This is a genomic window from Pseudomonas sp. Tun-23181 (assembly GCF_057415455.1).
Map to the genome: position 1 here is coordinate 5,174,554 of NZ_CM171630.1, position 23,764 is coordinate 5,198,317.

24 protein-coding genes are annotated in these 23,764 nt (G+C 66.0%); 17 read left to right on the forward strand and 7 right to left on the reverse strand.

Annotated features, from left to right (window positions below):
- Nucleotides 1-35: 35 nt before the first annotated feature.
- The gene (locus ACDI39_RS24500; protein ID WP_253081676.1) at nt 36-353 is read right to left on the reverse strand and encodes a YgaP-like transmembrane domain; all 318 of its coding nucleotides are present in this window, start codon (nt 351-353) and stop codon (nt 36-38) included.
- Nucleotides 354-689: 336 nt separating this feature from the next.
- Between ACDI39_RS24500 and ACDI39_RS24505 the strand changes: the two genes are divergently transcribed.
- The 5 genes from ACDI39_RS24505 (at nt 690) to ACDI39_RS24525 (ending at nt 6,767) form a co-directional block, all read left to right on the forward strand.
- Nucleotides 690-1,412, forward strand: coding sequence for a GntR family transcriptional regulator (locus ACDI39_RS24505; protein ID WP_253081675.1), 723 nt, complete (start codon nt 690-692; stop codon nt 1,410-1,412).
- A gap of 58 nt (nt 1,413-1,470) precedes the next feature.
- Entirely contained in the window at nt 1,471-2,790 is a 1,320-nt protein-coding gene (locus ACDI39_RS24510) for an NAD(P)/FAD-dependent oxidoreductase (protein WP_253081674.1), read from the forward strand.
- Between the two features lie 183 nt (nt 2,791-2,973).
- Complete coding sequence (locus ACDI39_RS24515; protein ID WP_225789845.1) at nt 2,974-4,302, forward strand: MFS transporter; 1,329 nt, start codon at nt 2,974-2,976, stop codon at nt 4,300-4,302.
- A gap of 70 nt (nt 4,303-4,372) precedes the next feature.
- The gene (locus ACDI39_RS24520) at nt 4,373-5,275 is read left to right on the forward strand and encodes a dihydrodipicolinate synthase family protein (protein WP_253081672.1); all 903 of its coding nucleotides are present in this window, start codon (nt 4,373-4,375) and stop codon (nt 5,273-5,275) included.
- Between the two features lies 1 nt (nt 5,276).
- Nucleotides 5,277-6,767 carry an aldehyde dehydrogenase gene (locus ACDI39_RS24525; protein ID WP_253081671.1) on the forward strand — a complete coding sequence of 497 codons (1,491 nt, stop codon included), beginning with the start codon at nt 5,277-5,279 and terminating at the stop codon, nt 6,765-6,767.
- Nucleotides 6,768-6,871: 104 nt separating this feature from the next.
- Here the strand turns inward: ACDI39_RS24525 and ACDI39_RS24530 are convergent, their stop codons facing one another.
- Complete coding sequence (locus ACDI39_RS24530) at nt 6,872-7,240, reverse strand: YajD family HNH nuclease (RefSeq protein ID WP_225789842.1); 369 nt, start codon at nt 7,238-7,240, stop codon at nt 6,872-6,874.
- 134 nt (nt 7,241-7,374) lie between these two features.
- Here ACDI39_RS24530 and ACDI39_RS24535 point away from each other — a divergent pair, with 134 nt between their 5' ends.
- Nucleotides 7,375-7,665 (forward strand): hypothetical protein, encoded by a 291-nt coding sequence (locus tag ACDI39_RS24535; RefSeq protein ID WP_225789841.1) that lies wholly within the window; start codon nt 7,375-7,377, stop codon nt 7,663-7,665.
- On the opposite strand, the gene ACDI39_RS24540 is transcribed toward ACDI39_RS24535, so the two are convergent.
- Nucleotides 7,643-9,694: a S9 family peptidase gene (locus ACDI39_RS24540; protein ID WP_486537135.1), complete on the reverse strand. Its 2,052-nt coding sequence runs from the start codon at nt 9,692-9,694 to the stop codon at nt 7,643-7,645. The two genes, ACDI39_RS24535 and ACDI39_RS24540, sit on opposite strands and share 23 nt — an antisense overlap.
- Nucleotides 9,695-9,919: 225 nt before the next feature.
- Here ACDI39_RS24540 and ACDI39_RS24545 point away from each other — a divergent pair, with 225 nt between their 5' ends.
- Genes ACDI39_RS24545 through ACDI39_RS24555 form a run of 3 tightly spaced genes read left to right on the forward strand, consistent with a single transcriptional unit; the run spans nt 9,920 to nt 11,737 of the window.
- Complete coding sequence (locus ACDI39_RS24545; RefSeq protein WP_253168055.1) at nt 9,920-10,414, forward strand: MFS transporter; 495 nt, start codon at nt 9,920-9,922, stop codon at nt 10,412-10,414.
- Between the two features lie 16 nt (nt 10,415-10,430).
- Nucleotides 10,431-11,204: a class II glutamine amidotransferase gene (locus ACDI39_RS24550; RefSeq protein WP_253081668.1), complete on the forward strand. Its 774-nt coding sequence runs from the start codon at nt 10,431-10,433 to the stop codon at nt 11,202-11,204.
- A gap of 11 nt (nt 11,205-11,215) precedes the next feature.
- Entirely contained in the window at nt 11,216-11,737 is a 522-nt protein-coding gene (locus tag ACDI39_RS24555) for a DUF2937 family protein (RefSeq protein ID WP_225789837.1), read from the forward strand.
- Nucleotides 11,738-11,795: 58 nt separating this feature from the next.
- Here the strand turns inward: ACDI39_RS24555 and ACDI39_RS24560 are convergent, their stop codons facing one another.
- The gene (locus tag ACDI39_RS24560) at nt 11,796-12,707 is read right to left on the reverse strand and encodes a LysR family transcriptional regulator (RefSeq protein ID WP_225789836.1); all 912 of its coding nucleotides are present in this window, start codon (nt 12,705-12,707) and stop codon (nt 11,796-11,798) included.
- 147 nt (nt 12,708-12,854) lie between these two features.
- Here ACDI39_RS24560 and ACDI39_RS24565 point away from each other — a divergent pair, with 147 nt between their 5' ends.
- The 4 genes from ACDI39_RS24565 to ACDI39_RS24580 are packed head-to-tail and all read left to right on the forward strand — an operon-like array spanning nt 12,855 to nt 16,533.
- Complete coding sequence (locus ACDI39_RS24565; RefSeq protein WP_253104824.1) at nt 12,855-14,138, forward strand: MFS transporter; 1,284 nt, start codon at nt 12,855-12,857, stop codon at nt 14,136-14,138.
- Nucleotides 14,139-14,147: 9 nt separating this feature from the next.
- The gene (locus tag ACDI39_RS24570) at nt 14,148-14,927 is read left to right on the forward strand and encodes a 5-oxoprolinase subunit PxpA (RefSeq protein WP_225789835.1); all 780 of its coding nucleotides are present in this window, start codon (nt 14,148-14,150) and stop codon (nt 14,925-14,927) included.
- Entirely contained in the window at nt 14,924-15,619 is a 696-nt protein-coding gene (pxpB, locus tag ACDI39_RS24575) for a 5-oxoprolinase subunit PxpB (RefSeq protein WP_253081667.1), read from the forward strand. Before ACDI39_RS24570 ends, pxpB begins: the two co-directional genes overlap by 4 nt.
- Entirely contained in the window at nt 15,616-16,533 is a 918-nt protein-coding gene (locus tag ACDI39_RS24580) for a 5-oxoprolinase subunit C family protein (RefSeq protein ID WP_253081666.1), read from the forward strand. Before pxpB ends, ACDI39_RS24580 begins: the two co-directional genes overlap by 4 nt.
- A 26-nt stretch (nt 16,534-16,559) precedes the next feature.
- On the opposite strand, the gene ACDI39_RS24585 is transcribed toward ACDI39_RS24580, so the two are convergent.
- From ACDI39_RS24585 to ACDI39_RS24595, 3 genes are all read right to left on the reverse strand, one after another.
- The gene (locus ACDI39_RS24585; protein WP_225789832.1) at nt 16,560-17,738 is read right to left on the reverse strand and encodes a vWA domain-containing protein; all 1,179 of its coding nucleotides are present in this window, start codon (nt 17,736-17,738) and stop codon (nt 16,560-16,562) included.
- Between the two features lie 12 nt (nt 17,739-17,750).
- Nucleotides 17,751-18,596, reverse strand: coding sequence for an AAA family ATPase (locus ACDI39_RS24590; protein WP_224456502.1), 846 nt, complete (start codon nt 18,594-18,596; stop codon nt 17,751-17,753).
- A 155-nt stretch (nt 18,597-18,751) separates the two neighbouring features.
- Nucleotides 18,752-19,825: an AsmA family protein gene (locus ACDI39_RS24595; RefSeq protein ID WP_486537136.1), complete on the reverse strand. Its 1,074-nt coding sequence runs from the start codon at nt 19,823-19,825 to the stop codon at nt 18,752-18,754.
- A gap of 133 nt (nt 19,826-19,958) precedes the next feature.
- Between ACDI39_RS24595 and cysK the strand changes: the two genes are divergently transcribed.
- From cysK to ACDI39_RS24615, 4 genes are all read left to right on the forward strand, one after another.
- Nucleotides 19,959-20,933 (forward strand): cysteine synthase A, encoded by a 975-nt coding sequence (gene cysK, locus ACDI39_RS24600; RefSeq protein WP_253081664.1) that lies wholly within the window; start codon nt 19,959-19,961, stop codon nt 20,931-20,933.
- A 429-nt stretch (nt 20,934-21,362) separates the two neighbouring features.
- The gene (locus ACDI39_RS24605; RefSeq protein WP_225789828.1) at nt 21,363-22,298 is read left to right on the forward strand and encodes an aspartyl/asparaginyl beta-hydroxylase domain-containing protein; all 936 of its coding nucleotides are present in this window, start codon (nt 21,363-21,365) and stop codon (nt 22,296-22,298) included.
- Nucleotides 22,299-22,525: 227 nt separating this feature from the next.
- Nucleotides 22,526-22,687, forward strand: coding sequence for a hypothetical protein (locus ACDI39_RS24610; RefSeq protein WP_225789827.1), 162 nt, complete (start codon nt 22,526-22,528; stop codon nt 22,685-22,687).
- Nucleotides 22,688-22,803: 116 nt separating this feature from the next.
- Nucleotides 22,804-23,697: a DMT family transporter gene (locus ACDI39_RS24615; RefSeq protein WP_225789826.1), complete on the forward strand. Its 894-nt coding sequence runs from the start codon at nt 22,804-22,806 to the stop codon at nt 23,695-23,697.
- Nucleotides 23,698-23,764: the final 67 nt, after the last annotated feature.

Consider the following 23,764-nt stretch of genomic DNA (forward strand, 5'->3'; position numbering starts at 1 on the left):
TGCCCGCGAATGGGGCTGGCCAGGCAAAACAGCGCTCAAGGCTTCGCCACCGTCTGCGCCGCCGTCTCTGCCCGGGCCTCGATCGCCTTCAGCTCTGCTGCACTGCGCTCGATGTCGTCGCGCAGGCGGTGATATTCCGCCCGCTGCCGCTGCCACCAGGCCTTGGTCGAGCAGTGCCCGCTGATGCCCCGGGCCAGGGCCATGCCACCCACTGCAACCTGCAACAAGCCAAGCAGGCCACCATGACGCAGCCCCTTGCTGATCATCAGGGCACCGCCGGCCAGGGAGCTGGCGCGTTCCCAACCATGGACATTGTGGTCGCGCGACAGGCTTGGCGAATGGATATCGAGCATGGAAAGGCCTCCTCCAAGGGTTGGTATGCAGCTGACCCTGGTGAAGATCCCCCGTTCCTTCCATGTGCCGGACGGGCCTTGGGGTGTACGAAAAATGATCGATCTCAGGGCGATTCGTCATGTCTGGATGACTTTCCTGTCGTATCTGGGCATGCATCTCGCGACAGCCTCTGGGCCGCTGTGCTCAAATAGCCAGATGCTACTGAAGCCCTTGTTTCATGCGGGTTCCAGGGCATAAGCCGTTCATCGAAAAAGCTGTAGACATATTGTCTAACGCTCCCCTATATTCGTTATACAAACTGTAGACACAGAGCCATGACAACAAAGAAGGCCACCATGAAAGCCACCGCCAACCTCCAACCGATCAGTGCCGAAGCGCCCCAGGACCGCAAGGTCGTCCTGGCCGACGCCTTGCGGCGGCGGATCCTCAGCATGGAGCTCGCGCCCGGGGCGGTGGTGGACGAACTGGCCTTGTGCGACGAATTCGGCCTGTCGCGTCCGCCGGTGCGTGAACTGCTGCGCCAGATCGCCGCCGAGGGCTACATCGAGCTGGAAGCCAACCGCGCACCACGGGTGGCGGCGATGAACCACGAGTCGCTGCACAGCTTCTTCCTCGCCGCACCGCTGATCTACGTGGCCACCACCCAGCTGGCCGCGCTCCATGCGAGCGCGGCCGAGGTCGAGGTACTCAAGGGCATCCAGGCGCTGTTCCGCAAGGCCATCGAGGAGCGGGACGTGGAAAACCGCGTGCTCTACAACGATGCCTTCCACCTGGAGATCGGCAAGATGGCGCACAACGACTACCTGCTGCCGAGCCTGCGTCGGATCCTCATCGACCATACGCGCCTGGGCAAGATCTTCTACCGCCACCCCACCACTGACGACATGCAACGCGACCTGGAGCTGGCCTGCGACCAGCACGACCAGGTCATCGAGGCGATCGAGCGGCGGGACACGGAGACCGCCGGGCGGGTGATTCGCGCACACATGGAGCTGTCGCGCCGGCGCATGGCCGAATACGCCGCGCCACAGGGGATGGACGTGCCCTTGGCGCTGTGAGGTCCAGTCACCGCCATGGCGGTGATCGCAAGTCAACAACAATACCCAGGTTCATGAGATGACAAGAATAACTTCGTTGCCTGCCGATGATGCCTCCTGTGGCTGGTACCACCTGAGCAAGCCCCGGCAGCCCCGTCCGGCCCACAGTGGCAACAGCAAGGCCCGTTGGGTCGTGGTCGGCGCCGGCTTCACCGGTCTGGCCGCGGCGCGCCAGCTGGCAACGAACTTCCCCGATGACCAGGTCGTGCTGATCGAGGCCCAGGAAGTGGGCTTCGGCACCTCCGGGCGCAACGCCGGTTTCGCCATCGACTTGCCCCATGACATCGGCGCCGAGGACTACATCGGCGACATCGACATCGCCAAGACCGTCCTCAAGCTGAACCTGGGGGGCCAGTCGTTTCTCAAGGAACTGGTCGAACGCTACGACATCGATTGCCAGTTCACCCACTGCGGCAAGTACCAGGCCGCCGTCGAGGACCGTGGCATCGCCGTGCTGGACGCCTACCGCCGTGGCCTGGACAAGCTGGGCCAGCCCTACGAGATGATCGACGGCCGCGACCTGCCCGAGCACATCGGCACGCATTTCTACCGCAAGGGCCTGTTCACTCCCGGCACCGCGCTGATCCAGCCGTCCGCCTTGGTCAAGGGCCTGGCCGACAGCCTGCCGGCCAACGTCTCGCTCTACGAGCACACGCCGATCACCGACGTGGAGTATGGCGACAAGGTGGTGCTGCGCCACGCCAACGGCTCGATCACTGCCGACAACCTGGTGCTGACCACCAATGCCTTCGGCATGAGCTTTGGCTTTCTCAAGGGCCGCATGCTGCCGGTGTTCACCTATGGCAGCCTGACCCGCCCGCTGACCGAACAAGAGCAGGCACGCCTGGGTGGCAAGCCATACTGGGGCGTGATTCCGGCGGACCCGTTCGGCACCACCTTGCGCCGCACGCCCGACAACCGCCTGCTGATCCGCAACAGCTTCAGCTACAACCCGGACGGGCGTGCCAACCGCAAGTACCTGGAGCGCTTCGTCCACCGCCACCGTGCCTCGTTCGAACGGCGCTTCCCGATGTTGCCCGGGGTGGACTTCGAATACACCTGGGGCGGTGCCCTGGCCCTGTCGCGCAATCACATGGGCTTCTTCGGCAAGTTGGCGCCGAATGTATACGGCGCATTGTGCTGCAACGGCCTGGGCGTGACGCGCGGCACCGTCACCGGGAAACTGCTGGCCGACTGGCTGGCGGGCGAGCGAAACGAGTTGATCGATTTTCTCCTGAACGCCCCTGGGCCTTGTGCGAATCCACCGCAGCCCTTGGTTTCCCTGGGCCTGAACCTGAACCTGATGTGGGGGCAGTACCGCGCCGGAAAAGAAAGCTGATGGCTCGCTAGGTTAACGAATCGCGTGTAATCCGCCGGGCGCAGTGTGCCCGGCACGGGCGCCCCTTGCCCGAAATCCACGGTCGAGATGTGCAGTTCGATCAAACGGGACTGAATGCTGTTTTCGGTTTCGCGGATTCGCTCGTCCTGAACAAAGCGCAATACAGAAGTAACAGGAACAATAATGACAAGTCCGAATATTTCCGTTGAAGATGTACCGATCAACCGTTTTCACCAGTTGCTGACCCTGCGGTCCGGCGGCGGCTCGTTCGTCGATGGCTACGTGCTGAGCATCATCGGCGTGGCCATGGTGCAGATGTCCGCTGGCCTGGGCCTTTCCAGCTTCTGGCAGGGCATGATCGCCGCTTCGGCGCTGATCGGCATCTTCTTCGGCGGCTTCCTCGGTGGTTGGCTGACCGATCGCCTCGGGCGCAAGCGCGTGTTCTTCGTTGGCCCGACCTTGTTCATCCTGGCTTCGCTCAGCCAGTTCTGGGTGGAATCGGCCGTGGCGCTGTTCCTGCTGCGTTTTTCCATCGGCATCGCCGTGGGCATCGAATACCCGGTGGCCACCTCGCTGCTGGTGGAGTTCCTGCCGAAGAAGAACCGTGGCCCGCGCCTGGCCACCCTGACCATCCTCTGGTTCGCCGGTGCTGCCTTCGCCTACATCCTCGGCGACGTCATCCTGCGCCAGGGGGGCGACGAGGCCTGGCGCCTGGTGCTGGCCAGCCCGGCGCTGATCGGCGCGCTGTTGCTGCTGGTGCGCATCGGCACCCCGGAGTCGCCGCGCTGGCTATTGAGCAAGGGGCGCGCCGACGAGGCCGAGGCGGTGATCCGGCAGGTCTATGGCAACGGTTTCTCCCTGCGCAACCTGCCGGAAGAGCCTGAGCAGAAGAAGCTCTCGTTCCTCAGCCTGCTGCACTCGGGGTATGGCAAGCGCATGCTGTTCGTCACCATGTTCTGGACCTGCTCGGTGATCCCGGTGTTCGCCGTGTATGCCTTCGCACCGAAGGTGCTCGCAGCGCTCAACCTCAAGGGCGACTGGGCCTCGGTCGGCTCGGTGGCCATCACCTTGCTGTTCGTCGTCGGCTGCATCATCGCCACGCGCCTGATCAACACCCTGGGGCGGCGCAGCATGCTGATCCACAGCTTTTGCTGGTCGGGCCTCGCACTGCTGGGGCTGGGCGTCTTCCACGCCGGTTCCGAGATGGTGATCCTCGGCCTGTTCGGCGCCTACGCCCTGTTCATCGGCGGCGCCCAGGTGCTGCAACTGGTGTACCCGAACGAGCTGTTCCCCACCGAGATCCGTGCCGGCGCCGTGGGCGTGGGCACCTCGATGTCGCGGATCGGCGCGGCGGTCGGCACCTGGTTGGTGCCCATGGCCCTGGACAGCTACGGCATCGCGTTCACCATGTACGCCGCCGCCATCGTCACCTTGGTTGGCCTGGTCTTCTCCTGGGCCCTGGCTCCCGAGACCCGCTCGCTGAACCTGCAGCAGGCCGCTTCCCTGAACTGATGCGCAAGATGTCGCACCGGTTCGCCGGGGCGACCTGAACAACACCGATCGTTGCACTGGAGGACTCACTGTGAAATTCGAAGGCATCTACACCCCGGCAATCACGCCCCTGGCCGCGGATGGCTCCATCGACAAGGCCGCGTTCGCCGAGGTCCTGGAGTACCTGGTCGCCGCCAAGGTCCATGGCGTCATCATCGGCGGCTCTACCGGCGAGTACTACGCCCACACCGCCCAGGAGCGCTTCGACCTGGCGGCCCAGGCCAAGGACGTGCTCAACGGCCGCCTGCCGCTGATCGTCGGGACCGGCGCGATCCGGACCGAGGATTCCGTGGCCTTCGCCAAGCACGCCAAGGAAATCAAGGCCGACGCCCTGCTGGTCGGTACGCCGCCCTACGCTTTGCCGACCCAGCAGGAAATCGCCCTGCACGTGAAGGCCGTGGACGCCGCTGCCGACCTGCCGATCATGCTCTACAACTACCCGGGCCGCATGGGCATGAGCATGGGCGAGGCGTTCTTCGACGCGGTCGCCGACGTGAAGAACATCGTCGCCATCAAGGAAAGCTCCGGCGACATGAACCAACTGCACCGCCTGGCCACCCAGCGCCCGAGCATCTCGCTGTCCTGCGGCTGGGACGACCAAGCCCTGGAGTTCTTCGCCTGGGGTGCCAAGAGCTGGGTCTGCGCCGGCTCCAACTTCATCCCGCGCGAGCACGTGGCCCTGTACGAGGCTTGCGTGCTGGAGAAGGACTTCGACAAGGGCCGCCGCATCATGGCCGCCATGATGCCGCTGATGGACGTCCTGGAAGGGGGCAAGTTCGTCCAGTCGATCAAGTATGGCTGCGAGCTCAATGGCCTGGCCACCGGCGGCGTGCGCGCCCCGCTGCATGGCCTGGATGGCGAAGAGAAAGAGGCCCTCAAGGGCGTCGTGGCCGAACTCAAGCGCACTATCGCGCACATCACTGGAGGTGCCTGAAATGGCTGAATTGCTGAGCAAGGAACAGTACGCGGCCATCGCCGCCGAACTGCAACCACGAACCCAGGCGTTCATCGATGGCGAGTTCCGCGATGCGCTCTCGGGCCGGACCTTCGTCACCACCAACCCGGCCACTGGCCAGCCGTTGGCCGAAGTCGCCGCCTGCGACGTGCAGGACGTCGACCTTGCCGTCGCTGCTGCCAAGCGCGCCTTCGAAGACGGCCGCTGGGCCAAGCTGCAACCTGGCGAGCGCAAGCATGTGCTGCTCAAGTTCGCCCAACTGCTGGAAGACAACGCCCACGAGCTGGCCGTGCTGGAAGCGCTGGACAGCGGCAAGCCGGTCAGCGAGTGCCAGAACGTCGATGTGCCGGAAACCATCCACACCCTTCGTTGGCACGCCGAGCTGATCGACAAGATCTACGACAACACCGCCCCGACCGGCAATGCCGCCGTGACCATGGTGGTGCGCGAGGCCATCGGCGTGGTCGGCCTGGTGCTGCCGTGGAACTTCCCGCTGCTGATGCTGGCCTGGAAGATCGCCCCGTCGCTGGCCGCCGGTTGCTCCATCGTGGTCAAGCCGGCCAAGGAAACCACCCTCAGCGCCCTGCGCGTGGTCGAGCTGGCCCATGAGGCGGGCATTCCACCGGGCGTGTTCAACATCACCCCGGGCGGTGGCCGCGAGGCGGGCGAGGCGATCGGTCGCCACATGGACATCGCCATGGTCAGCTTCACCGGCTCGACCGATACCGGCCGCCTGTTCCTCAAGTACGCCGCCGAGTCCAACCTCAAGCGCGTGGTGCTGGAGCTTGGGGGCAAGAACCCGGCCGTGGTCATGAACGACTGCGAGGACCTGGACGAAGTGGCCCAGTTCGTCACCGCCGGTGCGTTCTGGAACATGGGCGAGAACTGCTCGGCGTCCTCGCGCCTGATCGTCCATGAGGACGTCAAGGACGAACTGCTGAAGTTGGTGGCCAAGCACCTGGGCGACTGGAAGCTGGGCGACCCGTTGGACCCGGAGAATCGCTTGGGCGCGATGGTCAGCAAGTCGCACTTCGAGAAGGTCAAGTCCTACCTGGAGTATGCCGTCGAGCAGAAGCTCTCGGTGGTGCAGGGTGGCCAGACCGAGTCGGGCGTGTTCGTGCAGCCGACCATCGTCGATGGCGTGGCCCGCGACAGCAAGCTGTTCATCGAGGAGATCTTCGGCCCGGTGCTGAGCGTGACCACCTTCTCGACCATTGACCAGGCCATCGAACTGGCCAACGACACCGTCTATGGCCTGGCCGCCTCGGCCTATACCGGCAGCCTGCGCAATGCCTTGCGCCTGTCGCGGGAGATCCGCGCCGGCGTGGTGACGGTCAACTGCTTCGGCGAGGGCGATGCCTCGACGCCGTTCGGTGGCTACAAGGAGTCTGGCTTCGGTGGGCGTGACAAGTCCATCTGGGCCCATGACCAGTACACGGAGCTCAAGACCATCTGGATCAACGCTTCGTGATCCGAGCAGTACCGGTGCTGTTCTGACGGCGTTCGGCACCGATCCCGGCACTGCCTGTCATGCAGGCAGTGCTGGCCTATTCGCGGCGGCGCCCCGCGCTCACCTCATTTCTTGAGCAGCTGCGCCAACCCGGCGAACGGGTTGTGGGTCGCCTTGTCGATCTTCGGCGTGCTCAGCGAGCCTTCGCTGAAGTACTGCTGGTCGGTGTAGCGGGCATGCTCGTTGTCATGGCAATACAGGCACAGCAGTTCCCAGTTCGAACCGTCCTGGGGGTTGTTGTCGTGGTTGTGGTCACGATGGTGCACGGTCAGCTCCGACAGGCGCTTGCCGGAAAACTCCCGGGCGCAGCGGCCGCAAACGTGCGGGTACATCTTCAGCGCCTTGTCGCGATAGCCCATTTCCTTGTCGCGCTTGGCATCGGCGAGGATGCGGTCGAGGCGGGCGGTGGCGGCGGACGTGGAGGCCGAACTCATGGGGTATTACCTTTCTTGTAATCAGGCGGATGACGGTTATGCCTGCGAGTCTAGCGCGGCTGGCGGGGTGTCGGACAGGCAAAACGATCATATTCGGCTTAGCCTGTAGGAAGATTTCTAGCAGGAGGTTGCTGATGTTCCATGCGATCCTCGCCGTACTGATCCTCGCCAGCGCGCCCGTGGCTGATGCCGCCAGCCTGCAGCCACGGATCGTCACGCCCGTGCCGGGTGCCCCGGGCACCCCGACGCCGACACCCTATCCGCAGATCACGCCCAGCACCCCGCCCAAGACGGGCGACCACCAGCCCGGTGCGCCCTTGCTGCCACCGATGCCCGTGCCCGGCCCACCCAAGGACCAACCCTTGCCGGGCCTGCGGCAGGACCCGCCGAGGCCCCCCGTGACTACGCCACGCCCAGTTCGTTGAGGACGAACGCATACTCCAGCGCCACGTCGCGCAGGCCCTGATAGCGCCCGCTCATGCCGCCGTGCCCGGCGCCCATCTCGGTCTTGAGCAGCAACAGGTTGTCGTCGGTCTTGCAGGTGCGCAGGCGCGCCACCCACTTGGCCGCCTCCCAGTACTGCACGCGGCTGTCGTTGTAGCCGGCGACCACCAGCATGGCCGGGTAGGCCTGGGCCTTGACGTTCTCGTAGGGGGCGTAGGCCTTGATACGCGCGTACACCTGCGGATCCTCGGGGTTGCCCCATTCGTCGTACTCGGTGACGGTCAGCGGCAGCTCTGGGTCGAGCATGGTATTGAGCACGTCGACGAACGGTACCTCGGCGATGGCGCAGCGGAACAGCTCGGGGCGCTGGTTGAGCACCGCGCCCATCAGCAGGCCGCCGGCGCTGCCGCCGCTGATGACCAGGCGCTCGCGGCTGGTCACGCCCTCGGCGACCAGGTGTTCGGCGCAGGCGATGAAGTCGTCGAAGCTGTTCTGCTTGTGTGCTTGCTTGCCGGCCCGGTACCAGGCCTCGCCCAGCTCGCCACCGCCGCGCACATGGGCGATGGCGAAGGCCACGCCACGTTCCAGCAGGCTCAGGCGAGCGTGGGAGAACCAAGGGTCGAGGCTTTCGCCATAGGCGCCGTAGCCGTAGAGGTAGAGCGGTACGCAGCGGCCCTGGTCCTGGCGGCGGCGCACCAGGCTGATCGGTACGCGAGTGCCGTCTCCGGCGACGGCCCAGAGGCGCTCGCTGACATAGGCGTCGGGGTCGAAGGCGCCGAGCACCGGGGTTTGCTTGAGCACGGCCTGCTCACCGCTGGCCAGTACCAGCTGGCGCACCTGGGCCGGGCGGTTGAGCGCCTCGTAGCGCAGGCGAATGCGCGTGCTGGTGAATTCCAGGCTGTCCTGCACGTAGAGGCTGTAGGCCGCATCCGGCAGCTCGACGCGGTAGGGCGCAAGGCCCTGGGGGCGGACCTCGATGATCGGCAGGCCGCCTTCGCGCAGGCTCAGGGTCAGGGCGCCGGCATTCAGGCTCAGGCCTTCGAGCATGACATCGTCGCGGTGCGGCACCAGCGCCTGCCACTGGTCGCGGCTGGGGACTTGCTCGGCCGGCGCGTGGAACAGGGCGAAGTTGATGCCGTCCTGGTTGCTGCGGATGAACCAGCGCCACTGACCGTCGAGCTGGCCGTGGTCGGGGAAGTACTCGTGGCCCTCGACCCGGGGCGCCAGGCAGGTGAAGGGCGCCAGCGGGGTTTCGGCATCCAGCACCCAGGCTTCGCTGGTGGTCTTGCTGTTGAGCGACAGGACCAACTGGCGTTCGGAGCTGGCCCGGTAGCAATGCAGGAAGAAGCGGCCGTCGGGCTCTTCGAACACCGTCGGTGCGCTGTCTTCGCCCAGGGTATGGCGACGCAGGCGCCAAGGGCGGTGGGTGTCGTCCAGTTCGGCGAAGAACAGCGTGCGGCTGTCGTTGGCCCAGGTCATGCTGCCGTCGCAGTCCTCGAAGGGCAGGGCGGTGACGCTGCCGCTGGCCAGGTCCTTGACGTACAGGGTGTAGACCTCGTCGCCGCTGGTGTCGAGGCTGTAGGCCAGCAGGCGATGGTCGGGGCTGACGTTGAACGTGCCGAGGGCCAGGAAGCCGCCAGCGGCCAGCGCGTTGGGGTCGAGCAGCAGTTGCTCGCGGCTTTCATCGACTGTGTTGGCGTCGTCCTCCGGGCGCGGGCAGCGGTAGTGGCGCGGGTATTCGTCGCCGGCGGTGGTGCGGGTGTAGTACAGGTATGGGCCCCAGGGCGAGGGCAGCGACAGATCGGTTTCCAGGATGCGGCCTTTGATTTCCTCGAACAAGTGCTCGCGCAAGGGCGCCTGGTCGGCCAGGCAGGCCTCCTGGTAGGCGTTCTCTTCGGCCAGGTAGGCCAGGACCTCGGGGGTGTCGCGGGCTTGCAGCCAGGCGTAGGGATCGGCGCCCGGGGCCTGGCGGGCGATGGGCGGCTGGAGCGTGCGGGTGGTGGCGGGCATGGAAAGTCTCTTGGCTGTGGGCTCGTGCTGGCGAGGTGGCCCCCTTGCGCGGGCCCGCCCCCACAGGGCCCGAGTCGATCACCGATGAGAGGGTTCGCAGGACCTTGTGGGAGCGGGCTTGCCCGCGAAGGGGCCGCTGCAGCAGCCCTCGGTTGGCGGTGGACGCGCCGGCATCCGGAAAAGTGTTTATCATAGGCATCTCTTTGCCTGGCTTGCACGAACACCATGACCGAGAACGACTACACCCTCGCCTGGGGCCTGTACGCTTTTGCCGCCCTGGGCTGCCTGCTGGTGGGCTTCAAACTCACCGGCTGGATGTGGCGCTGGCTGCGCGAACCGCTGCGGGTGGTCCTGGCGGTGCTGCTGCTGACCCCGACCATCGTCGACCCGGTCAAGGAAAGCTTCGCCCCGGCCATCGCCATCACCACCCTGGACCTGGCGTTCAAGGTCGGCAACAACGCCTGGCGCGCGGCGTCGGACCTGGCCATGTACGGCATGATCGCCTTCGCCGTCTACATCCTCTTCGTCCTGCTGCGCTGGCCGCTGGAAAAACGCGCCCGCGAACGCCGGGAGAAGGCCGAGGCCACCACCCGGCGCCAGGCCGAAGAGGACGATGAGGTGATGGCCGCAGCGCCAGTGGCCGCCGATCGCCGCGATCGCTACCGCGACAACCCGCCACCGGCCCCGGCCGGCCCTGGCCGTGTCGAGCCACGCCTGTAAGCGGAGAGCCACAAGCATGTGCGAACTGCTGGGCATGAGCGCCAACGTCCCCACCGACATCGTCTTCAGCTTCACCGGCCTGATGCAGCGCGGCGGACGGACCGGCCCGCACCGCGACGGCTGGGGCATCGGCTTCTACGAAGGGCGCGGCCTGCGCCTGTTCCAGGACCCGGCGGCGAGCAGCGAGTCGGAGGTGGCCAACCTGGTGCAGCGCTACCCGATCAAGAGCGAGGTGGTCATCGGCCACATCCGCCAGGCCAATGTCGGCAGGGTCTGCCTGGCCAATACCCATCCGTTCGTCCGCGAGCTGTGGGGGCGCAACTGGTGCTTCGCGCACAACGGCCAGCTCGGCGACTTCCGTGGCGAGACCACCTTCTACCGGCCGGTGGGCGACACCGACAGCGAGGCGGCCTTCTGCGACCTGCTCAACCGCGTGCGCGCGGCCTTCCCGGAGCCGGTGGCGGTGGAACAGCTGCTGCCGGTGCTGGTCGAAGCCTGTGCGGGGTACCGCGGCAAGGGCGTGTTCAACTGCCTGCTCAGCGATGGCGACTGGCTGTTCTGCTTCTGCTCGACCAAGCTGGTGCATATCACCCGACGCGCGCCGTTCGGCCCGGCGCGGCTGAAGGATGTCGACCTGAACGTCGACTTCCAGGCCGAAACCACCCCCAACGACGTGGTCACGGTGATCGCCACCGAGGCCTTGACCGAGAACGAGACCTGGCAGCGCTACGAGCCGGGTCAATGGGCCCTGTGGCGGCATGGCGAAAGCGTCGCCCAGGGGCAGAGCTAGGAAGCCCGTCCATGTTCAGAAGCTACCTGCGCTTGCTGCTGTTCACCTTCGGCCTGCTGGCCGGCATCCAGGTGCCGGGGCTGATCGAGGCCTACAGCCAGCGGGTCGAGGCGCACCTGTTCGAATCGCGCCAGGCCCTGTCGGGGTTCGAGGAGACCGCGCAGCGCTTTTTCAATGGCGACCTGCAGGCCCTGGTGCGGCACTACCGCAGCAGCGACGACCCGGTGTTCAACAGCGATGCCAACAGCATCGAGAGCCTGCTGCTGCGCAATCGCTTGCTGGAGCGCGAATGGCAGGCATTGCAAGGGCCGTGGGTGAGCCGTACCTGGCATGTGCTGGTGCAGCCCGACCCGCAGCTGCGCGAGGAGACGCTCAAGGGCTACAGCTACCAGATCCTGCTGGTGCCCGAGGCGATCGGCTGGGGGCTGGGGGCCGGGTTCGTCCTGGCGCTGGTGGTGGAGAGCCTGTTGCTGCTGGTTGGCTGGGCGATCCTCGGGGGGCGGCGCAAGGCGGTGAAGGAGAGCTGGCGCTAGGGGCTGGGCGCACCCTTGGTAATCTTGGGGCTGGACTGGAACGGGCACCCCACCGGGTTCAGACCAGCACGATCCGCTGCCCACCCACATCCCGCGCATACCGCTCCAGCACCTGCCTGCACAGCGCCACCACCTCGTCCACCAGTTCCACCCCAGTCTGCCAGGCCACCACCAGCTCCAGGCTCGGCGGTGGCTGCAAGCCTTCCAGCAACACCAACTCGCCCCGGGCCAGTTCGGCATCGACCAGCGCCGGGGGCAGGGCACCGATGCCGAAGCCGTCGCGCAGCAGGCGGGTGATGGCCGCCACCGAGTTCACGCAGTTCAGCCGTGGTGTCTCGGCACCCGCGGCCTGCAGCAGGCTGAGCACTTCCTGGTGCGGGCGTGAGTTCTTCGAGAAGGTGACGATGCGCTCCCGGGCCAGCTCGGCCAACGAGGCGTAGTCGCGATGATGGAGGGAGCCTGCGGCGACGATCCAGCCCATGGGGTAGCGGGCCAGGTCGGTGCTGCGGATCGACTCCTGGCGCAGCAGGTCGGTCTGCAGGATCACGTCGAGAAAGCCCTTCTGCAACTGCTCGCGCAGGTTCAGCGCGGTATCGGCCACCAGCTCGATTTCCACCTGCGGATAGCGTTCGCTGAGTTCGGCCACCAGGGCGCTCATCCAGGTGTGGATCACCGTGTCCATCACGCCGATGCGGATCCGCCCGACCTTGGCCCGGTCGCTGTCCAGCGAGCGCTTCATGGCCTTGGCGGTGTCGAGCATGCGCTCGGCATACTCCAGCACCTTGCTGCCCTCCGGGGTCAGGCTGACCCCGCGCGAGTCGCGCAGCAGCAGCTTCACGCCCAGGTCCGCCTCGAGAGCGGCGATGCGGCTGGACACCGAGGCCTGGGTGGTGAACAGCTTCTCGGCGGTGAGGCGAAAGCTCTTGAGCCGGGCGACCCAGACGAAGGTTTCGAGGAATCGGAGGTTCATGGTGTGCTCGCAGGGGTGATCAGGTTTTCTTATCCCAGACCGACGGATTTTATCGTTGGACGCTCACCCCACGGCCTCTGAACAATGGCGCCCAGGCCGCGACGGTACCCGTCGCTCGCAAAACAATACCAACAAGCCGAGGCAATCATGAACCCATCCGGCGTGCAGCAGGCATCTTCCCCGGTGTCGACCGGCCCCTTCGCCTGGTACCGCGACATCGACCGACAGCAACGGCGCACCTTCTGGAGCTGCAAGATCGGCTATGGCCTGGACGGCATGGACACTCAGATGCTGAGCTTCGTCATCCCCACCCTGATCGCCCTGTGGGGCATCACCACCGCCGAGGCCGGGCTGATCCACACCAGCACGTTGATCGCCTCGGCCCTGGGCGGCTGGATCGCCGGCATTCTCTCCGACCGCATCGGTCGGGTACGGACCCTGCAGTTGACGGTACTGTGGTTCGCCTTTTTCACCTTCCTCTGCGGCTTCGCCCAGAGCTACGAGCAATTGCTGGTCGCCCGCACCCTGATGGGCTTCGGCTTCGGTGGCGAATGGACCGCCGGCGCGGTGCTGATCGGCGAGGTGATCCGCGCCCAGGACCGTGGCAAGGCGGTGGGCATGGTGCAGTCCGGCTGGGCCATCGGCTGGGGGCTGACGGCGATCCTCTATGCGCTGCTGTTCTCCTTCCTGCCGCCCGAGCAGGCCTGGCGGGCGCTGTTCCTGCTGGGCATCGTGCCGGCGGTGTTCGTGATCTTCGTCCGCCGCCTGGTCAAGGACCCGGAGGTGTACCGGGCAGCCAAGGCCGTGGAAAAAGCCGAAGCGCCTTCGCACTTCTACGAGATCTTCGCCCCCGGCATGCTCTGGACCACCCTGCGCGCCTCCCTGCTGACCACCGGCGCCTTGGGCGGCTACTACGCCATCACCTCCTGGCTGCCGACCTTCCTCAAGAACGAGCGCGGCCTGAGCGTGCTGGGCACCGGCGGCTACCTGGCGATGGTGATCGTCGGTTCCTATGTCGGCTACGTGATCAGCGCCTACCTTACCGACCTGCTGGGCCGCAAGAAGAACTTCATCCTGTTCGCCGTGGGGTCGTTCATCATCGTCCTGCTCTATACCCAGATCCCGGTCAGCGATGGCGTCATGCTGTGGCTGGGGTTCCCCCTGGGCTTCTTCGCCTCGGGCATCTTCAGTGGCATGGGTGCCTTCCTCACCGAACTGTTCCCCACCCGCATCCGTGGCTCGGGGCAGGGTTTCTGCTACAACGTCGGCCGTGCCATCGCGGCGTTCTTCCCGCTGCTGATCGGCCTGCTCAGCCAGAAGGTGCCGCTGGGCCTGGGCATCGGCGGGTTCGCCGCGGTGTCCTATGGCGTGGTGATCCTCGCCGCGTTGAGCCTGCCGGAAACCCGCGGCAAAGAACTCCAGGCGCGGTAAGGTAGGCATATGAACATCGACAGGGGAGCCCGCCAGGTGAAACGCCTGCTACTCAATTGCGACATGGGTGAGAGTTTCGGCAGTTGGCGCATGGGCCTGGATGCCGAGGTCATGCCCTACATCGACTGCGCCAACATCGCCTGCGGCTACCACGCCGGCGACCCGGGCACCATGCGCCGCACCGTGGCGCTGGCCCTGGAGCACGGCGTGACCGTCGGTGCCCACCCGGCCTACCCGGACCTGGTTGGCTTCGGCCGCCGCTCCATGGCCTGCAGCACGGAGGAGATCCGTGACCTGTTGCACTACCAGATCGGTGCCCTGGATGGCATCTGCCGGGTGCTCGGTGGCCGCGTGGCCTACGTCAAGCCCCATGGCGCGCTGTACAACGACATGATGGCCGACCCGCTCAAGCTGCGCACCGTGCTGGAGGCCGTGGCCGCCTACGATGCCAGCCTGCCGCTGATGCTCATGGCGACCGCCGACGACAGTGCGGCCCGTGCCCTGGGCGAGAAAGTCGGTGTGCCCTTGTGGTTCGAGGCCTTCGCCGACCGTGCCTACACCGCCAGCGGCCACCTGGTTTCGCGGCGCCTACCCGGCGCGGTACACCACGACCCGGCATTGGTGGTCGAACAGGCCCTGCGCCTGGCCCGGGGCGAGGCGCTGGTGGCCGACGATGGCAGCGCCGTTCGGCTACACGCCAGTACCTTGTGCGTGCATGGCGACAACGACAGCTCGGTGGCTGCCGTGCGGCAGATCCGCCAGGCCCTCGACGCCCTGGAGCAGCCATGAACCCACGTATCGAGGTGGTGGCCGTCGACAGCCTGATGGTGCGCCTGTTCGACGTCATCGACGAGACCAACATGCCCTGGATCCTCGCCGCCAGCCAGCGCCTGCGCGCGGCGTTCGGCGCGCGCCTGGTCGAACTGGTGCCGTCCTACACCACGCTGATGGTGCAGTTCGACCTGGCGCCGGGCGCGGCGAGGGCACTGATCGACCAGGCGCTGGAAGGGCTGCGGCCCGATACGGGCAATGCCGGGCGCCGGCACGAGCTACCGGTGTGGTACGACGCCAGCGTCGGGCCCGAGCTGCCACTGCTGGCCGCGCGCAGCGGGCTGGGCGAGGCGGGGGTGATCCGTTTGCACAGCGAGCGCGAGTACCCGGTGTTCGCCCTGGGCTTCGCCCCCGGTTTCGCGTTCATGGGCCTGGTGGACGAACGCCTGGCCACGCCGCGCCTGGCTACCCCGCGCAAGCGCGTGGCAGCCGGTAGCGTCGGCATCGCCGAGCGGCAGACCGCCGCGTATCCGGCGGTATCGCCGGGCGGCTGGAACCTGATCGGGCGTACCCCGGTGCGTTTGTTCGACCGTGGGCGCGAGGGCTACAGCTTGCTGCAACCTGGCGACCGGGTGCGCTTCGTGGCGGTGGATCGCGCCGAGTTCGTCAGGCTGGGCGGTGACGATAGCCCGTTGGAGGCCCAGGCATGAGGCAGTTGAGGATCGAGGCCAGCACGGCGCTGTGCCAGTTGCAGGATGCCGGGCGGTTCGGCGTGTGCCACCTGGGCGTGACCCAGGGCGGGGCGCTGGACTGGGTGGCGATGAGCTGGGCCAACTGGCTGCTGGGCAATGCCCTCGGTGCGCCGGTGGTGGAGGTGGCGCTCGGCGGCTTCAGCGTGGTGGCCGAGCAGGATTGCGTGCTGGCCCTGGCCGGGGCGGATCTGGAGGCGCGGGTCGATGATCGGCCATTGGCGCCGTGGCGCAGTTTCACCCTGGGCAAGGGCCAGCAACTGACCCTGAAACAGCCTCGCCAGGGCGTGCGTGCCTACCTGGCGGCTCCGGGCGGCTTCCAGGGCGAGGCGGTGCTGGGCAGTTGCGCGACGGTCGTGCGCGAGGCGTTGGGTGGGATCGATGGCCGGGGCGGGGCGTTGGTCAAGGGACAGATGCTGGTGTTCGGCGAGGCTTCGCCGGCGTTGCGCGAAGTGCCCGAGGCGTTGCGCCCGGCCCATGAGGCGAAGCCTGTTCTGGACCTGGTGATGGGCGCGCAGATCGGTGCGTTCAGTGGCACCAGCCTGTTCGAGGCATTCAACAGCGACTGGACCCTGGACAGCCGCGCCGACCGCATGGGCATCCGCTTGTTGGGGCCTCGACTGGTCTACCAGGGGGCGCCGATGATTTCCGAAGGGATACCGCTGGGAGCGGTGCAGGTGCCGCCGGATGGGCAGCCGATCGTGTTGCTCAATGACCGGCAGACGATTGGTGGTTATCCACGCTTGGGCGCGTTGACGCCGCTGGCGCTGGCGCAACTGGCGCAGTGCCTGCCGGGGGCGGTGGTGCGGTTCAGGGCGGTGGTGCAGGAGCAGGCCTGGCGGGAGCAGCAGGGGTATCTGGGGCGTTGGGGCTGAGGCTGGGGCCGCAAAGCAGCCCCAGCTTACTTGGACAGATAGCGCATCCCGTCTTCCAACCCTTGCAAGGTCAGCGGATACATCTTGTCCTCGACCAGCTCGCGCACCAGGTGCGTCGAAGCCGTGTAGTCCCACGTCTGTTTCGGGTACGGGTTGATCCAGATGATCTTGCGGAATTTCTCCATGAAGCGCTGCATCCACACGTACCCGGCTTCCTCGTTCCAGTGCTCGACGCTGCCGCCCGGCTGGGTGATCTCGTAGGGCGCCATGGCCGCGTCGCCGACGAACACCACCTTGTAGTCGTCGCCGTACTTGTGCAGCAGGTCGAAGGTCGAGAAGCGCTCGGAGGTGCGGCGCAGGTTGTTCTTCCACACCGACTCGTAGATGAAGTTGTGGAAGTAGTAGTACTCCAGGTGCTTGAACTCGGTCTTGCAGGCCGAGAACAGTTCCTCGCAGACCTTGACGTGGGCATCCATGGAGCCGCCGATGTCGAACAGCAGCAACAGCTTGACGGTGTTGCGCCGTTCCGGGCGCATCTGGATGTTCAGCAGGCCCGCATCGCGCGCGGTGTGGTCGATGGTGCCGTCGATGTCCAGCTCTTCGGCTGCGCCTTCACGGGCGAACTTGCGCAGGCGGCGCAGGGCCAGCTTGATGTTGCGCGTGCCCAGCTCGACCTGGTCGTCGAGGTTCTTGTACTCGCGCAGGTCCCACACCTTGACCGCCTTGCCCTGGCGCTTGCCGGCATCGCCCACGCGGATGCCCTCGGGGTTGTAGCCGCCACTGCCGAACGGGCTGGTACCGCCGGTGCCGATCCACTTGTTGCCGCCGGCGTGGCGTTCCTTCTGTTCCTCCAGGCGTTTCTTGAATGCCTCGATCAGCTTGTCCAGCCCGCCCAGGGACTGGATCTGCGCGCGCTCCTCGTCGCTCAGCGAACGTTCGAACTCCTTGCGCAGCCAGTCCTCGGGGATCAGCGCCTGCAGGTGCCGGTCGAGGTTCTCCAGGCCCTTGAAGTAGGCGGAAAAGGCCCGGTCGAACTTGTCGAAATGCCGTTCGTCCTTCACCAGGATGGCCCGGGCGAGGTAGTAGAACTCGTCCATGTCGGCGAACACCACGCGCTGCTGCAAGGCATTGAGCAGGTCGAGCAGTTCGCGCACCGACACCGGCACCTTGGCCGCGCGCATTTCGTTGAACAGGTTGAGCAGCATGGCCGGCTCCTGTCAGCGGTTGCCGCGCCGGCTCATGAAGGCCAGGCGTTCGAGCAACTGCACGTCCTGCTCGTTCTTCACCAAGGCGCCGGCCAGCGGCGGAATGGCCTTGGTCGGATCGCGCTCGCGCAGCACCGCCTCGCCGATGTTGTCGGCCATCAGCAGCTTGAGCCAGTCGACCAGCTCGGAGGTGGAGGGCTTTTTCTTCAGGCCCGGCACCTTGCGCACGTCGAAGAACACGTCGAGCGCTTCGCTGACCAGTGACTGCTTGATGTCGGGGAAGTGCACGTCGACGATGCGCTGCAGGGTGTCGCGGTCGGGGAAGGCGATGTAGTGGAAGAAGCAGCGGCGCAGGAAGGCGTCGGGCAGCTCCTTCTCGTTGTTGGAGGTGATGATGATGATCGGGCGCTGCTTGGCCTTGATGGTCTCGTCGATCTCGTAGACGTAGAACTCCATCTTGTCGAGTTCCTGCAGCAGGTCGTTGGGGAACTCGATGTCGGCCTTGTCGATCTCGTCGATCAGCAGGATCACCCGCTCGTCGGCCTCGAAGGCTTCCCACAACTTGCCCTTCTTCAGGTAGTTGCGCACGTCGTGGACTTTGTCCACGCCCAACTGCGAGTCGCGCAGGCGGCTGACCGCGTCGTACTCGTAGAGGCCCTGGTGGGCCTTGGTGGTGGACTTGATGTGCCAGGTGATCAGGCGGGCGCCGAAAGAGGCGGCGAGCTGCTCGGCGAGCATGGTCTTGCCGGTGCCCGGCTCGCCCTTGACCAGCAGCGGGCGTTCGAGGGTGATGGCCGCGTTTACCGCCAGTTTCAGGTCGTCTGTGGCGACGTAGTCGCGGGTGCCTTCGAACTTCATGGATCTGTCCTCTGCGGGGTGTCTGTAGCGGCCCTATCGCCGGCAAGCCGGTACAGGCAACACATGTTCATGATTTGCCACCGACTATAACGCGGGGCTGGGCAGCTGGAAACGCAGACCGGGTATTCAGTCGCTGAATGCTCCGTCACACTCGCTCAGTCGGCATCGGGCGGCGGCTGCTCGTAGCGTGCGTTGAACGCCCGGATGAACCCATTGCGCAGGATCTGCAGGAATGCCTCGAAGGCGCTGATGTTTTGCTGGTGCACGCTGCCGCTGAGCTCCACGCGGGTGGCGAACTGGTTCTTCGGCTGGTTCTTGAGCACTGTCTCGCTGGCCCCGACCAGCGCTTCCCACACCGAGCGGAAGAAGCCTTTGTCCTTGTCCTGCACGTCCTGCTGCCAGTTGAACACGTCGACGTCACGCAGCAGCGGCTTGATGTAGCCGTCGAGCCGGCCGTTCTCGGCCTGGGCCTCGATCACCAGGTCGCCATGCCCGGCATTGAAGTCGAACTTGCCATAGGCACTGGCGAAATCGTTGAGGCGACGCAGTTCGATGCCGGTCGCGCGCAGGCGCAATTGGAAGTCGTCGAAATCGCTGAACGGGTCGAAGGTGGCGCGGCTTTCGACCTTGGCGTCGCCCAGCAGCACGGCGCTGGCGTCGAAGCTGGCGTCGCGCCGGCCTTTTTCGTCGCGCACGTTGGTCAGGTTGCGGATGCTGGCATCGAGCCGGGTCGCCTTGAGGTCGACCGGCGGCTTGGAGGTGAAGTTGCGAAAGGTCAGGGTGCCATCGTCGATGCGCACGTCGTTCAGGGTGATCGGCACGAGCTTTTCCAACTGTTGGCGCCAGTCGGTGCCCTGGCCGGTCTGGGAGTGTTGCTTGCCGCCGCCGTCGACGAAGTTCAGCACGGGGCGCACGAAGGTCACCTCGGCCACCACCGCCTGGTCGTACCACAGGGCGTGCCAGCTTACCGACAGGTCGATCAGGGGCGCATCGAGCAACGGTACTGGCACCTTGCCGGTGGTCTTGACGATCTCCAGGCCATTGATCTGGTAGGCGCCGCGCCACCAGGCCAGGTCCACGTCGACGATTCGGCCGTGGTAGTCGCCCATGTCGGCCAGCTTGTCGTTGAGGTAGTCGCGCACCAGGTAGGGCAGGGCCAGGTGCAGGGCCACCAACAGCACGAGCAGGCTGGCCAGGCCGACCAGTGGCCAGCGGTAGCGACCTTTCATCGGCAGGCTCTCCTTTGCGGGTTGTCCGGTTGACCGCGGGGCGCTTCGCCGAGTTCGAACGGGCTTTACGCCCCCCATGGGCAGGCTTACCCTTGAGGCTTTCCCTGCTCCTTCACGTTCAAGGACCCCTGCCATGAGCCGTATCTACGCAGACAACGCCCATTCCATCGGCAATACGCCCCTGGTGCAGATCAACCGCATCGCCCCGCGCGGCGTGACCATCCTGGCCAAGATCGAAGGGCGCAACCCGGGCTATTCGGTCAAGTGCCGGATCGGCGCGAGCATGATCTGGGACGCCGAGAGCAGCGGCAAGCTCAAGGCCGGCATGACCATCGTCGAACCGACCTCGGGCAATACCGGCATCGGCCTGGCGTTCGTCGCCGCGGCCCGTGGCTACAAGTTGATCCTGACCATGCCGGCCTCCATGAGCCTGGAGCGGCGCAAGGTGCTCAAGGCCCTGGGCGCCGAGCTGGTGCTGACCGATCCGGCCAAGGGTATGAAAGGGGCGATCGAGAAGGCCAACGAGATCGTCGCCGCCGACCCGGGCCAGTACTTCCTGCCGGGCCAGTTCGACAACCCGGCCAACCCGGCGATCCACGAGAAGACCACCGGCCCGGAGATCTGGAACGATACCGACGGCGCGGTGGACGTGCTGGTGGCCGGGGTGGGCACCGGCGGTACCATCACCGGTGTGTCGCGCTACATCAAGCACACCCAGGGCAAGTCGATCCTGTCGGTGGCGGTGGAGCCCGTGGCCTCGCCACTGATCAGCCAGACCCTGGCCGGCGAGGAGCTCAAGCCCAGCCCGCACAAGATCCAGGGTATCGGTGCCGGTTTCGTGCCGAAGAACCTGGACCTGTCGCTGGTCGACCAGGTCGAGACCGTCAGTGACGAGGCGTCCAAGGCCATGGCCCTGCGCCTGATGCAGGAGGAGGGCATCCTCTGCGGTATCTCCAGCGGCGCGGCGATGGCCGCGGCGGTGCGCCTGGCCGAGAAGCCGGAGATGCAGGGCAAGACCATCGTCGTGGTCCTGCCGGACTCCGGCGAGCGTTACCTGTCGAGCATGCTGTTCGCCGACCTGTTCACCGAGCAGGAGAATCAGCAATAAGCTCCAAGCGGCAAGAAAGAGCGGTTCGGCGCAGGGCCCAATGCCGGTCGGTTAAGCGGCGCTTTGTCATTTTTGGGGCTACCTTGCAGCCCATCGCCGGCAAGCCGGCTCCCACAGGGACCGCGGCGGCCCCACATGATGCGGTTTGCACGGACAATGTGGGAGCCGGCTTGCCGGCGATGGGGCGCGAAGCGGCCCCAAATGACAACTGAAAGTCTTAACTGACCGGCATTGGGCGCAGGGCCTGCTTTTTCTTGTAGCTTGCCGCTTGAAAGCCCCGCCACTGATCCGGCGCAATGCCCGGCAGCCTCGTTTGTTGCAAAATGCTCAACACTGCGCTCCGGCCTCGGTTGTTTTTACCGGGGCCGGATGGGTTTATGATGTCCGGCTATCCGGGGATGGCCAGATTTCCCCTGCAAGGAGTGTTGCATGACCTTTTCCTTTGTCGCCAAGGCAGGTGTCCTGCTGGTGTTCTTCGGCAGCGTCCTGTTCGTGCACCTGCGCGGCAAGGCGCGACTGCCCGTGCTGCGTCAGTTCGTCAACCATTCGGCGCTGTTCGCCCCCTACAACAGCCTGATGTACCTGTTTTCCGGCGTGCCCTCCAAGCCCTACCTGGACCGCCAGCGCTTCCCCGAGCTGGACGTGCTCAAGGACAACTGGGAAGTGATCCGCGCGGAGGCCATGCGCCTGTTCGACGAGGGCTACATCCGTGCCGCCGAGAAGGATAACGACGCCGGCTTCGGCTCGTTCTTCAAGAAAGGCTGGAAGCGCTTCTACCTGAAGTGGTACGACAAGCCGCTGCCCTCGGCCGAAGTCCTGTGCCCCAGGACCGTCGAGCTGGTCAGCCGCATCCCCAACGTCAAGGGCGCCATGTTCGCCCTGCTGCCCGGCGGCAGCCACCTGAACCCGCACCGCGACCCGTTCGCCGGCTCCCTGCGCTATCACCTGGGGCTGTCCACGCCGAACTCGGACAACTGCCGCATCTACGTCGATGGCCAGCCCTACGCCTGGCGCGACGGTGAGGACGTGATGTTCGACGAGACCTACGTGCACTGGGTCAAGAACGAGACCGACGTGACCCGCGTGATCCTGTTCTGCGATGTCGAGCGCCCGCTCAGCAGCCCGCTGATGACCCGCATCAACCGCAAGGTCAGCGCCTTCCTCGGCCGTGCCACCGCGCCGCAGAACACCGATGACGAGCGCGTGGGCGGGATCAACCAGGCGTACGCCTGGAGCAAGCGCTTCAGCAACAAGATCAGTGGCCGCGTGAAGCAGTTCAAGCGGGCCAACCCCAAGGCCTATCGCGTGCTGCGGCCGGTGTTGGCGGTGGTGGTGGCGTACCTGCTGTATCGCTGGTTGTTCTGAGGTCATCGTCATATGGGGCCGCTTCGCGCCCCATCGCCGGCAAGCCGGCTCCCACAAGGTGGTCGAGTCGATCACAAATGAGGTGGTTCGCAGGATCGTGTGGGAGCCGGCTTGCCGGCGATGGAGCACGAAGCGGTCCCAAGAATGACGAATCACCGCGATCCTGCTTGTCCGGCAATGATTCCATCGCTATAGTTGGATCCATTCACTTCTCCGAAGACCTGTTCATGCCAGCCATCCCTTCCACCACCGCCGTCGTCCTCGCGCCTGTCGCGGGCATGGTCGTGCGTGGCAGCCAGCAGCCGGTCATGATCAGTCACTACCCACCACCTGTCAGTGGCGTCGTAGGCGGCGTAGCTCCGCCTCCTCGCGCAGTGGTGCTGGGCTGAGCGGCTTCTGGCCGTCTGCCCGCGCACGCGCAACCTACTGAACACGGTCGGCTACTTCCCTCGCTAACGCGACAGCCCGCCGTTCGGCTCATTTGCCCGACTACAGGTGGCAATACATGTCTGTCTTTTCCAAAGCATCCGTGGCCTCGGCGGCCACCACCAGCCTGTTCGTCCTGCTGTGGAGCAGCGGGGCGATCGTCTCCAAGCTCGGCCTGGCCCAGGCCAGCCCCTTCGCCTTCCTCCTGCTGCGCGCAGCCCTGGCGCTCGCCGGCCTGCTGCTGATCGGCCCCTTGCTCGGGCTGCGTTGGCCGCGTGGTCGGGGCGCGATCCTGCGCGCCCTGGGCACCGGCTGCGTGCTGCTCGGCGCCTACCAGATCTTCTACCTGCTGGCGCTCGACACCCACGTCACCCCTGGCGTCATGGCCACGGTCATGGGCGTGCAACCGATCCTCACCGTGGTGCTGATGGAGCGCCAGCGTTCCTGGAGCCGGCTGTTCGGCCTGGGGCTGGGGCTCGCCGGGCTGGTGATGGTGGTCTACCAGGGCATCAACCTGGGCGGGGTATCCCTGGCCGGGATGCTGTTCGCTTTGCTGGCGCTGGCCTGCATGACCTTTGGCTCGATCCTGCAGAAGCGCATCACCGATAACCCGATGGGTACCCTGCCGCTGCAATACCTGGCCGGGTTCGCCCTGTGCGCAGTGTTCGCGCCGTTCCAGGCGCTGCACGTGCAATGGAGCACCAGCTTCGTCGGTGCGCTGTTGTGGATGGGGCTGGTGGTATCGCTGCTGGCGACCCTGCTGCTGTACCGGTTGATCGCGCGGGGCAACCTGGTCAACGTCACCAGCCTGTTCTACCTGGTGCCGGCGGTGACCGCGGTGATGGACTACCTGATCTTCGGCAACCGCCTGGCGCCGCTCAGCCTGCTGGGGATGGGGCTGATCGTGGTGGGCTTGCTGTTCGTGTTCCGCAAGCCGGCGCAGCGGCTTGGCGAGGTGGAGCAGGCGGGATAGGCCCCTTGGCGGGCAACTCGTCGAGCTAGCTCAAGGCCCTGTGGGAGCGGGCAAACCTGCTCCCACA